Genomic DNA, 9,172 nt, shown 5'->3' on the forward strand with positions numbered 1-9,172 from the left:
CGACCTTGGACACACACGACAAGGATCAGAAACGCAATGAGCGTCACCTCTCCTGCAACGAGTGCCTCGTGAAGCCGTGTCCATGGTGCATTCTGCGGGCTGCCGAGTGGGAGGCCGTTGGTGTCTCGGGGACTGACGTCCCGATGCTCGGCGTCCCCGCCGGGGTGAAGGTCTACTCGTCCGTCTTCGGCGTCTCGCCCGAGGACGCCGCCGAGATCGCGGCGAGTTTCTCGCGGACCGAGCGCCGCGAGGTGATGGACATCGACGAGGACGCCTACCGCGAGGGCGAGGTCCGGCCGGAGCTGGCGGCGGTCGCGCACGTCCCCGTCGCCGACGACCTCCAGTCGTCGAAACAGACCGCGAGCGGGACCGTCGAGTCGCTCGCCGAGGGCGTCGCCGACGACGTCCGGGCGCGCGACGGCGAGGGCGTCACCTTCGTGCTCGGCCCCGGGTCCACGGTCGGCGCGATCAAAGCGGAGCTGGGGTTCGAGCCCTCGCCGATCGGCGTCGACGTCTGGCGCGACGGCGAGGTGGTCGTCCGTGACGCGACGGAGTCGGCGATCCTCGACGCGCTCGGCGAGGAGAACGTGATCGTCGTCTCGCCGATCGGCGGACAGGGGTTCGTGTTCGGCCGCGGGAACCAGCAGCTGTCGCCCGCGGTGATCCGGCGGTGTGAGGTGCGGATCGTCGCCTCGCGAGCGAAGCTCGACGAGGTCAGCGTGCTTCGGGTGGACACCGACGACCCGGACCTCGACGCGGAGCTGTCGGGGTGGGTCCGCGTCCGCGTCGGGAAGTTCGAGACGCGCATAATGAAGATCGTATAACAGACGGTGACGACCGCGTAGCAGACAGGGTGCGTGTCGCGTGTCCGGTGGGGGATCAGTAGCTTCAAAGTCTCCGCGGACGGATCGGCTCGTATGGCGCTCGAAAAGGACGTGGACTGTCCGTCGTGCGGCAGGGAGCAGCCGTTCTACCGGACCGCGGCGATGACGCTGCACCTGGGCGAAAAGAAGAAGTGGCGGTGTCCGGAGTGCGGGTACGGCTTCGTCGAGGTCGACGGGATCAACACGCTTCCGGCGTGAATCGGTAGTCGGTAGCCGACGGACCGAGCCGCGCCGTCTATCGTCGGTTCGAAAAAAGTCGGATCGGCGTCGCGGGCCGAGCGATCAGTCGTCGGACTGCTCCGCGGCGGTCGGCTCGTCCCCGTCGCCCGCGGTGATCGGGTCGCTCTCGTCTTCGGTGAACCCGGCGGATTCCTGCTGGCGGGCCCGCGCCTCGGGGTCGAACCGCGCCTCGATCGCCTGGTACCGCGGGACGAACGAGAGCTCGTGGTGGCTCTCCGTCTCGTGGCCGAGGTATCGGTCCTCCAGGTCGAACTGGGCCTGTTCGTCGTTCTGCGCGATGTTCGCCAGGTCCTCGTAGACCGCGTGCGCGCCGGAGTGGAGCCCGTACAGCGTGATGAAGATGTACCGGTAGCCGAGGTCGCCGAGCTCCGCGAAGGTGAGCGGGTCCTCCTGCTCGCTCCAGGCGAACGACGAGGAGTAATTGAACGCCAGGTCGAGGTCGGGGTGGGTCTCGTGGATCGCTTCGGCGTAGCGGACCGCGTCCTCGCGGGACGGGTCGGGCATCTCCGGCCAGACGAGGTCGACGCCGGCGTCGGCGTAGATCCGGCCGCGTTCGACGTGTTCCTCCCAGTCGCCGTTGGCGGAGCCGTACGCGTCGGTCCGAGCGATTATCACGGTGTCCTCGCTCTGCCTGGCGTCGACGGCCGCCGCGAACCGCGCGCGGGCGTCCTCGCGGGAGACGATCTGCTTGCCCGCGATGTGGCCGCAGCGCTTCGGCGTGGTCTGGTCTTCGATGTGGACGGCGGCGACGCCGGCCTTCTCGTACTCGCGGACCGCCCGCCGGACGTTGTGGATCCCGCCGTAGCCGGTGTCGCAGTCCGCGACGACGGGCAGGTTCGTCGCCTCGACCATCCGCTTGGCGTTCTCGACCATCTCGGTCATCGTCACCATCTCCAGGTCGGGGAAGCCGAACTGACCGAGGACGGTCGAGTAGCCGCTCATGTACGCGGCGTCGACCCCGGCCATCTCCGCGAGGCGGGCGTCGAGCGCGTGGTAGATCCCGGGCGCGAACGTGTAGTCCTGCGCCGCGAACAGCTCGCGGAGCTCGCGGCCGGCCGGGTTGTCGATGTCTCTCGTGTGGACGTCGTCGTCGAGTTCGTCGGGGTGCATCGGTGTTACTCCGTGGGTGCGTCGGTGGTCGTTCGATCCCCGGCACGTCGCTCGTCGGTCTGTCGGTCGGCGACCCGTCGCTCGTCGGTTCGCCGGGTCGCAGATCGCCGGTCCGCGGGCTGGCGGGCGAACGTGGTCGGGTCCGGACGCGGGCCGGTCCCGGTACCGGCCATCGGGACGGCGGCCTCGGGGCGTCGGCTCCGCGTGCCGGTCATCGGGCCCCTCCGTCGGTCCGCGAGCGGCGGGTCGGGCGCAGATCGGGGACCAGCGGCGCGTCTCGCTCGGCGGCGGCCGGCGGGCTGAGACGGCGGGTCGAGTCGAACCGGCTCGGAGCCGACAGACGGTCGTCCGTCGGTGGCGTCGTCGCGGGAACCAGCGGCGCACCCGCCTCTTCGGTGGTCGGGGTGCGTCCGGGGATCGTCCGTGCAGAAGCGTCGGCGGTCCGCGTCGAATCGGTGGATCGATCCGCGGTCGGGTCAGTTGGCGGGCGAGTCGTCGAGTCGGGCGTGCGTGTCGTGTCGTCAGGTGTCGTCATCGGGTCGTGTGGGCGGTTGTGGCGGTCGTCTGGTGATCGAGTCGTCGGCGTATCGGGGTGCCGGGCGTCCGCGTACGGATACTGTCATCGCACTCGGTTCGAGCGACCGGTCGGTAATAAACATAATGATTAATAATGATAATACTCATTATGTTGTTTTACGGGTTTAAATGTCGAACGGTACCGTCCACCACGATCGGCGCAGACGGACCGATCCCTTCTAAGTCGTCGCGTTCTCCCCTCACGTACTGTGAACGAGCGCGAGGCTCTCCGGCGGCTGGCGGCCGACCTCCCACACGCCGGCGACGACGCCGCCGTCGTCGGGGAGACGGTCATCACGACGGACATGCTCCACGACCGGACCGATTTCCCGAACGGGACGACGCGGTACACGGCCGGGTGGCGCGCGGTCGGCGCCTCCCTCTCGGACGTCGCCGCGATGGGGGCGGACGCGACCGCTGCCGTCGCCGTCTACGCCGACGACGAGTTCGATGAGGCCGAACTCAACGACTTCGTCGCCGGCGCGGTCAACGTCTGCGAGGCGGTCGACGCCGAGTACGTCGGCGGCGACCTCGACACGCACTCGGAGTTCACGACCGCGACGACCGCGATCGGCGACGTCACCGACGCGGGGCACTCACGCGGTCGGGCACCAGCGCGGGCGACGTGCTCTGTGTCACCGGCGAGTGGGGGCGGTCCGCGGCCGCGATTCGGCTGTTCGAGCGCGGAACCGAAGGCGACGGGGGCTCCTCGGAGCGCGCGGTCGAGCGCGCGAACGACCTGTTCCGGATCACGCCGCGCGTCGCGGACGGGCTCGCCCTCGCCGGTCGCGCGACGGCCGCGATGGACTCCTCCGACGGGCTCGCGCGGTCGCTCCACCAGCTCGCGGAGGCGAGCGACGTGGGGTTCGCGCTCGACCGCGACGCGCTCCCTGTCCACCCCGCGGTCGACGAGGTCGCCGACGGCCCGGCCGAGCGGTTCGAACTGGCCGCGCACTTCGGCGAGGACTTCGAACTCGTCGCCGCGGTCCCCGAGGCCGGGGTCGCCCCCGCCCGCGCGGCGTGTCCGGCCGGGCTGACGCGGGTCGGGACGGTCGTCGAGGCCGGGGAGGGCGTGACCGTCGACGGCGACCCCCTCCCCGACCGCGGGTACACGCACGGGTGAGCGGCGACCCGTCGCCCGGGAGAGAAATCGTTTAGACGGTGGGGCGCGGCCGGATCGCCATGCACGCGATCACCCGATCCGGGTGGATCGAGGTCATCACTGGGTCGATGTTCTCGGGGAAGACCGAAGAGCTGCTCCGTCGGCTCCGGCGGTCGGAGATCGCCGGCCAGTCCGTCGCGGTCTACAAGCCCGCCGTCGACGACCGCTACGGCGAGGCGACGGTCGGGTCACACACCGGCCGGCAGTGGGACGCGACCGTCGTCGCCAACGAGGGCGACGGGCCGCTCGCGATCCTCGACGACGACCCGTCCGCGGAGGTCGTCGCGGTCGACGAGGCGAACTTCTTCTCGAACGCGCTCGTCGAGGTCTGCGAGACGCTCGCCGACCGGGAGGTGCGCGTGATCGTCTCCGGCATCGACCAGACGTTCCGCGGGGACCCGTTCGAGCCGCTCCCGCAGCTCATGGCGACCGCCGAGTACGTCGACAAGCTGCAGGCGATCTGTTCGGTGTGCGGCGAGCCCGCCTCGCGGAACCAGCGGCTCATCGAGGGCGAGCCGGCCCACGCCGAGGACCCGACGATCCTCGTGGGCGCCGAGGAGTCCTACGAGGCCCGGTGTCGCGACTGTCACGTAGTGCAGACCGGCGCGCGTCCCGACCGCGACGGGGCCGGCGGCGACTCCGAAGGACCGATCGACGCGACCGACGACTGAGTCGCGGTCGGAGACGGAAGCGACCGGTTCGAAATAGAGAGAGGCCCAAGACGAGAGGCGAGAGCGACCCGGTCGCGATCCGAACACTCACCGAACGTCGGGTGGCTCGCGGTAGGCCCACAGGTGGCCGCCGCCGTCCGGCAGGTCGATCGGTCGGTACGTCCGGAGGAGGATCCGTCCGTCGGACCGTTCCAGTCGTTCGTTCTCGACGGGGACGCGCTCGGAGACGATCGTCTCGGTACGGGCCACGAACCGTTCCGGCTCCGCGAACCGGTCGCTCACCTCGACGGCGAACCGCTCGCAGTCGCGTCCCGTCGCGTCCGCCGGGTCGCCGTCGATCCCGAAGAGGTCGTACAGCCGCTGGTTCACGCGGAGGATCCGGCGGTCCGCGTCCTCGACCAGCATCCCCATCGGCAGCGTGTCGAGCACGGTGGACAACACGGCGTTCTGCCGGCGTATCTCCCGCTTCCGGTCCTCCGCCGCCGTGATGTCCTCGAACTGTGAGAAGACGCTTATCACCTCGTCGTCGCCGTCGGTCACCACCTGGTTGTGCCACGCACAGCGTATCTGTTCGCCGTCGCGGCGCACGTTGTCGTTGACGCTCCGGTAGCCGCCCTTGTTCGCGAGGAGCCGACGTTCGAGCTCCGCGACGTGCCGGTGGAACGCCGGCGGGACGAAGGGGAGCCACGTGCCGCCGACGAGCTCCGACTCCTCGTAGCCGAGGATCTCCTCGGCGGCAGGGTTCACACGCACGATCTGGAAGGTCTCGTCGTACTCGATCGTCCCGAGCGGGGACTGGTCGATGAACCGCGAGAGCCGCTCCTGGCTGGCCGCCAGCGCCTCCCGAGACCGGAACTGGTCGACGGCGTTCCGGATCCGGTTCGCCAGGACGGTGTACTGATCGGTGCCGCCCTGCTTCTGGATGTAGTCCGTGACGCCGGCCGAGATAGCCTCGCTCGCGATCTCCTCGCTACCTTTCCCGGTGAACAGCACGAACGGAACGGCGTCGTTGCGCTCTCGAACCCGCGAGAGGAACTCGAGCCCGTCTGATCCCGGCATCTCGTAGTCGCTGACGACGCAGTCGATCGGTTCGGCCTCCAGCGCGTCGAGCGCGGCGTCGACGTCCGTCGCGGACCGGACCGTGAACGCGTCGTCGATCCGCGAGAGGTAGGTCTCGACGAGGTCGAGAAACGCCGGGTCGTCGTCGACGTGCAGGACCCGAATCCGCGACGAATCGGCGTCGTCAGAGCGACGGGTCGGGTCCATCGTAGAGAACCGAGCCACCAAACGGATATATGTGTTCGGGTGGGGAGGACGTGCCGGCGACGAGTCTGTCGGGTCAGTCGCCGACCGCGCGAGATCCCGGTCGTCAGTCGTCTGTCGCGTCCTGATCGAGGCGGGTCGATACCCCGACGCCGTCCGCCGCGCCCGCGCGGAACAGTCCGACGAGCGCGACGAGCACGAAGACGACGCCCTCGGCGCGAACGGCGCCGTACACCCACTCGCGAGGCTCGGCCGCCTCGGCGTTCCTGAACGCCACCCGCATCCACGCCCGCACGAACGACCGCGGGACGGTGATCTCTACCAGTCCGACGACGCCCGTGAGGAGCAGCAGTATCCGCTTCATACGCGAGGCTTCGGCGGGCGGCGCTAAAAGCAGTGTGGCGATTCCGGCTGGTGGGGGATCGAACCGCACCCGTGACGCTACACGGCCGCGCCGCTCCCTGTCCGCTACACCGGCTCGGCCGCCCGGAGGTGCCGCCGGCAGACCGTCGCCGCCCACTCGCACACTGCGGGGGCGTCAGTCCACAGGAGGGCGGCGAGCCCCCGGTCGTCGAATCGCCCCACGACGGCGACCTCGCCGACGAGGAGCACGCCGACGGGCGGGTCGCAGACGGATGGATCCCCGACGGACGGGTCGCCGATGTTGACGAACGCCTCGACGCCGCGGTCCGCCAGCGCGGTTCGGACCACCCCCGATCCGACGCCGCTGGCTCGCTCGCCGGCCCGCCCGGTGAGGACGATCCGACGTCCCCGTCGACGTTCCGGCGATCTGCCGGGCGATCGTCGGGTCGATCCGGGGAACGACTCCGACGACCGCGGCGTCGCCCGCGACCAGCTCTGTGAGCCGCGCTCCCGGCCCGGGATCGTCGCCGCGACGGACGACGGCGAACGCCGCGTCGTCGAGCGCGTCGGCGTCGACCTCGGCCGCCGCGGCGACCAGCGTCCGGAGGAACGAGCCGGCGTCGTCGCCGTCGTTCGAGTCACGCATCGGAGTCGACCATGGGCTCGCTTGCGGCCTCCGGAGCGTAAATGCCACGGGCCCGGCGGACGGAGCGAACGCATGGACGACGGCCACGATCGCGGCGACGAGGGAGATCAGGAATCGCTGTCGGAGACGCTCGGCGCGCTGCTCTCGGCGCGCGAGGAGTCCCTCGCGACCGCGGAGTCGCTGACGGGCGGGCTCCTCGGCGCGCGGGTGACGGCGGTGCCCGGTGCGAGCGCGTACTTCGACCGGGGGTTCGTGACGTACGCGTACGACGCCAAACGCGAGCTGCTCGGCGTCTCCCGCGAGGCGCTCGACGCCGAGGGAGCGGTGAGCGCGCCGGTCGCCGAGCAGATGGCCGCCGGCGCGCGCGACCGCGCGGACACGACGTGGGGGGTCGCCACGACCGGGATCGCGGGCCCCGACGGCGGCACCGAGGAGAAGCCCGTCGGCCTCGTCTACCTCGGCGTCGCGTACGCCGCCCCGTGGGGGACGGAGGCGTCGTTCGTGCGGAGCGAGCGCGTCGTCCTCGACGGCGACCGCGCGGCGGTGAGACGCAGGGCGGTCGACGCCGCGCTCGACGCGCTCGTGCGCGCGGTGCGCGAGACGGAGGATCGGGAGTGAACGCTCCGTGGAGACGGGGCGCCGACGCGACCGACTAGTCGATGTACGCGTTGCCGAGGACCGCGACGAGCAGCGCCGCGACGACGATCCACGCGATCGGTTCCGCGACGAGCAGCCCTATCGGGCGAGCGAGGGACTCGTCGAAGCCGAACAGCGCGCCGCCGGCGAGCGCCGCGACGAGTACGAGCGCCGCGAGGACGCCGGCGACGCCGACGAGCGCGGCGTCGGTCCGGTCCATACGCCGGATGCGTCGTCACCGTACATAAGCGGATCACCGTCCGGCGAGCGAACGCACGCGGACGCGTCGGGCGTCGAAAGCACGAAAGCGGAACGCGGCGTCGAAAGGATGGTTTCAAGCGGGCGCTCGCCGAACCCGCGCCCATGTACGACGGACTCAAAGGGTTTCGCGACTTCTACCCCGGCGAGCAGTCGGCCCGCCGCGAGGTGACGGACGCGATCGAGGACGCCGCCGCGCGATACGGCTTCCGCGAGATCGCCACGCCGGCGCTCGAACGGACCGAGATGTACGTCGACAAGTCCGGCGAGGAGATCGTCGAGGAGCTGTACGCCTTCGACGACAAGGGCGGCCGGAGCGTGTCGATGACGCCGGAACTCACGCCGACCGTCGCCCGGATGGTGGTCGCGAAGGGCCAGGAGCTGTCGAAGCCGATCAAGTGGGTCTCCACCCGGCCGTTCTGGCGCTACGAGCAGGTCCAGCAGGGCCGGTTCCGCGAGTTCTACCAGACCAACGTCGACGTCTTCGGGTCGTCGGCGCCCGAGGCCGACGCGAGGTGCTCGCGGTCGCGGCCGACGCGCTCACGGACCTGGGACTCACGGGCGAGGACTTCGAGTTCCGCGTCTCTCACCGCGACATCCTCGGCGGGCTGGTCCGCGCGCTCGCCGCCGACCCCGACGCGGTCGACACCGCGGCCGCGATCCGCGCGGTCGACAAACGCGCGAAGGTCGACCACGGCGAGTACGTCGGCCTGCTCTCGGACGCCGGGCTCTCCCGCGCAACCGCCCGCGACTTCGACGACCTGATCGCCGACGTCGAGACCGTCGACGACCTCGACGCGGTCGCCGAGGCGGGCGGCGACGACGTCGTGACCGCCGTCGAGAACCTCCGGGACGTGCTCGCCGCGGCCGACGACTTCGGCGCCGGCGAGTTCTGTGAGGTCTCGCTCACGACCGCCCGTGGGCTCGACTACTACACCGGCGTCGTCTTCGAGTGCTTCGACTCCACCGGCGAGGTGTCCCGCTCCGTCTTCGGCGGCGGGCGCTACGACGACCTGATCGAGAGCTTCGGCGGCCAGTCCACCCCCGCCGTCGGCGTCGCGCCCGGCCACGCGACGCTGAAGCTTTTGTGTCAGCGCGCCGGCGTCTGGCCCGACGAGGAGCTGTCGACCGACTACTACGTGCTCTCCGTGGGCGACACGCGCGAGACGGCCGCCGAGATAGCGCGGGGGCTCCGCGAATTGGGCCACGTGGTCGAGAGCGACGTCTCGGACCGGTCGTTCGGCGCACAGCTCGGGTACGCCGACTCGATCAACGCGGAGACGGTGATCGTCGTCGGCGAGCGGGACCTCGCGAACGGCGAGGTGACGGTGAAGGACATGGCGACCGGCGACGAGACGACGGC

The 9,172-nt window shown here is 70.6% G+C and carries 10 protein-coding genes and 4 pseudogenes; 6 read left to right on the forward strand and 8 right to left on the reverse strand.

Features of this window, described 5'->3' with window-relative positions; all coding sequences use genetic code 11:
* Nucleotides 1-65, reverse strand: a pseudogene (locus tag GJ633_RS17850) (hypothetical protein); the annotation flags it as partial.
* A gap of 48 nt (nt 66-113) precedes the next feature.
* On the opposite strand from GJ633_RS17850, the pseudogene GJ633_RS10850 reads away from it, so the two are divergent.
* Together GJ633_RS10850 and GJ633_RS17205 are read left to right on the forward strand one after the other, a co-directional pair.
* Nucleotides 114-824, forward strand: a pseudogene (locus GJ633_RS10850) (ATP-NAD kinase family protein); the annotation flags it as partial.
* Nucleotides 825-917: 93 nt separating this feature from the next.
* Nucleotides 918-1,082 (forward strand): hypothetical protein, encoded by a 165-nt coding sequence (locus GJ633_RS17205; RefSeq protein WP_197431315.1) that lies wholly within the window; start codon nt 918-920, stop codon nt 1,080-1,082.
* A gap of 84 nt (nt 1,083-1,166) precedes the next feature.
* Here the strand turns inward: GJ633_RS17205 and aceA are convergent, their stop codons facing one another.
* From aceA to GJ633_RS17855, 3 genes are read right to left on the reverse strand one after another with little or no spacing between them, the layout of a single operon-like run.
* The gene (gene aceA, locus GJ633_RS10855; protein WP_156588849.1) at nt 1,167-2,234 is read right to left on the reverse strand and encodes an isocitrate lyase; all 1,068 of its coding nucleotides are present in this window, start codon (nt 2,232-2,234) and stop codon (nt 1,167-1,169) included.
* A 5-nt stretch (nt 2,235-2,239) separates the two neighbouring features.
* On the reverse strand, nt 2,240-2,449 hold the full coding sequence (locus tag GJ633_RS10860) for a hypothetical protein (protein ID WP_156588850.1): 210 nt from the start codon (nt 2,447-2,449) through the stop codon (nt 2,240-2,242).
* Nucleotides 2,446-2,769 carry a hypothetical protein gene (locus GJ633_RS17855; RefSeq protein WP_231741336.1) on the reverse strand — a complete coding sequence of 108 codons (324 nt, stop codon included), beginning with the start codon at nt 2,767-2,769 and terminating at the stop codon, nt 2,446-2,448. The genes GJ633_RS10860 and GJ633_RS17855 overlap by 4 nt, the downstream gene beginning before the upstream one ends.
* A gap of 250 nt (nt 2,770-3,019) precedes the next feature.
* Between GJ633_RS17855 and thiL the strand changes: the two are divergent.
* Together thiL and GJ633_RS10870 are read left to right on the forward strand one after the other, a co-directional pair.
* Nucleotides 3,020-3,933 (forward strand): annotated as a pseudogene (gene thiL / locus GJ633_RS10865) (thiamine-phosphate kinase).
* A gap of 59 nt (nt 3,934-3,992) precedes the next feature.
* Nucleotides 3,993-4,643, forward strand: a complete 651-nt coding sequence (locus GJ633_RS10870; RefSeq protein WP_156588851.1) for a thymidine kinase — start codon at nt 3,993-3,995, stop codon at nt 4,641-4,643.
* 87 nt (nt 4,644-4,730) lie between these two features.
* Here the strand turns inward: GJ633_RS10870 and GJ633_RS10875 are convergent, their stop codons facing one another.
* The 3 genes from GJ633_RS10875 to GJ633_RS18275 all read right to left on the reverse strand — a co-directional run bounded on the left by GJ633_RS10875 (nt 4,731) and on the right by GJ633_RS18275 (nt 6,617).
* Complete coding sequence (locus GJ633_RS10875) at nt 4,731-5,909, reverse strand: PAS domain S-box protein (protein WP_156588852.1); 1,179 nt, start codon at nt 5,907-5,909, stop codon at nt 4,731-4,733.
* 103 nt (nt 5,910-6,012) lie between these two features.
* A complete protein-coding gene (locus tag GJ633_RS10880) occupies nt 6,013-6,270 on the reverse strand; it encodes a hypothetical protein (RefSeq protein WP_156588853.1) in 258 nt (85 codons plus the stop codon).
* 104 nt (nt 6,271-6,374) lie between these two features.
* Nucleotides 6,375-6,617, reverse strand: a complete 243-nt coding sequence (locus tag GJ633_RS18275) for a hypothetical protein (protein ID WP_321169027.1) — start codon at nt 6,615-6,617, stop codon at nt 6,375-6,377.
* A 370-nt stretch (nt 6,618-6,987) separates the two neighbouring features.
* On the opposite strand from GJ633_RS18275, the gene GJ633_RS10890 reads away from it, so the two are divergent.
* Entirely contained in the window at nt 6,988-7,533 is a 546-nt protein-coding gene (locus tag GJ633_RS10890) for a CinA family protein (protein ID WP_156588854.1), read from the forward strand.
* Nucleotides 7,534-7,567: 34 nt separating this feature from the next.
* Here GJ633_RS10890 and GJ633_RS10895 read toward each other — a convergent pair whose 3' ends face one another.
* Entirely contained in the window at nt 7,568-7,771 is a 204-nt protein-coding gene (locus GJ633_RS10895) for a hypothetical protein (protein ID WP_156588855.1), read from the reverse strand.
* A gap of 143 nt (nt 7,772-7,914) precedes the next feature.
* On the opposite strand from GJ633_RS10895, the pseudogene hisS reads away from it, so the two are divergent.
* Nucleotides 7,915-9,172 (forward strand): annotated as a pseudogene (gene hisS / locus GJ633_RS10900) (histidine--tRNA ligase); the annotation flags it as partial.

The organism is Halorubrum sp. CBA1125, from assembly GCF_009742825.1.
Classification (GTDB): Archaea; Halobacteriota; Halobacteria; order Halobacteriales; family Haloferacaceae; genus Halorubrum.